The organism is Pseudomonas sp. P5_B2, assembly GCF_056400445.1.
The window spans coordinates 1-1,258 of sequence record NZ_JBFULH010000949.1 but is presented as its reverse complement, the minus strand read 5'-3'; the positions used below and the strand labels follow the sequence as shown (position 1 = coordinate 1,258).

Annotated in this window: 1 protein-coding gene; it reads right to left on the bottom strand. The window is 59.6% G+C overall.

The features are described 5' to 3' along the window. Positions 1-114: 114 nt before the first annotated feature. Positions 115-1,137, bottom strand: a complete 1,023-nt coding sequence (locus tag AC1DRJ_RS28230; protein ID WP_477805036.1) for a transporter — start codon at positions 1,135-1,137, stop codon at positions 115-117. Positions 1,138-1,258: the final 121 nt, after the last annotated feature.

Below are 1,258 nucleotides of genomic sequence, written 5' to 3'. Positions count from 1 at the left end.
GCAGCAGTCGTAAAGTCAGCCGCTGCGGTCTGTCAGGTAAAACGCGTATTCTGGATTACGACTGCTTCGCAGCCGGACCCAGGCTTCGCCAGCTGCTACAGATCGCGGGGAGGTTCAATAATCCTGGCGCTTACGAAACGCCCAACGTCCCGCAATCACGGTAAACGTCGCGACCAGCGCCACCAGTATCCAGAACCCCTCCGGGTCTCCCGACAGCGGCACTCCGCCGACATTCATGCCAAAAAAACCCGCAATGATGTTGATCGGCAGCGCCAGCACCGTCACCACCGTCAGGGTGAACAGGGTGCGGTTGCTCTGTTCATTGAGGTTGGCGGCGATCTCTTCCTGCAACAGCTTGATCCGCTCACCCAGCGCCGTGAGGTCGTTGATGATCAACGCAAACTCCTCGGTGGATTTGCGCAGCTCCTTGACGTCATCCTTCTGCAACCATTGCGGCGGTCGATTGAGCAGGCGCAACAACGAACCCGGCTCCAGCGCCAGCAATCGTTGCAGCCGCACCAGCACCCGACGGTTGGCGCCCAGTTCGGCACGGTTGGTCGACAGTCGAGATGACAACAACTCATCTTCGATCTGATCGACACTCAGGCTGGTCTTGCGCACGATTTGCGTCAGCACTTCGCCCTGGTCCCGCAGCAAATGCACGAGCAACTCCAGCGGCGAGCGAAAACATTCACCGGCCTTCACCGACGAACGCAGCTTGTCCACCGAGTGCAGCGGTTGCAGGCGCGCGCTGATAATCAGCCGACTGCGGGCGCACACCCACAGCGTCGAGACATCCGAGGAAATCATGCTGCTGAGGTTGAACACCACATCGTTGACCACCGCGAGCAGGGCTGAATCCACATGCTCGATGCGCGTCGAGCGCGAACCTTCGTGCAACGCTTCGAAAAACTCGTCCGGCAGTTCCAGATGACTTTTCATCCAGCGCTCGCACGCAGCGTGGGCCAGGTTCAGGTGCAGCCAGAGGAATTGGTCGTCGTTATCGGGGTGTTGCAGGTAGTGCAGCGCCTCGGCGGAATCAATCTCCCGACCGCGTTCACCGGGGCGAAAAGCGAAACCGTACAGCAGGCCGAACAGGTCCGGGTCGCGATGGCTTTGGTCGATGCGGTGGTTCATGAGTGCTCGCAAGGGAGGCGCCTGTCGCGGGTTTTACAGGTTCACTGGAGCGGCATCATCGCAAGGAAGTTTGACGGTTTTGTGACAGGTTGATGGCGGCGATACAGCGGCTCTACTGATG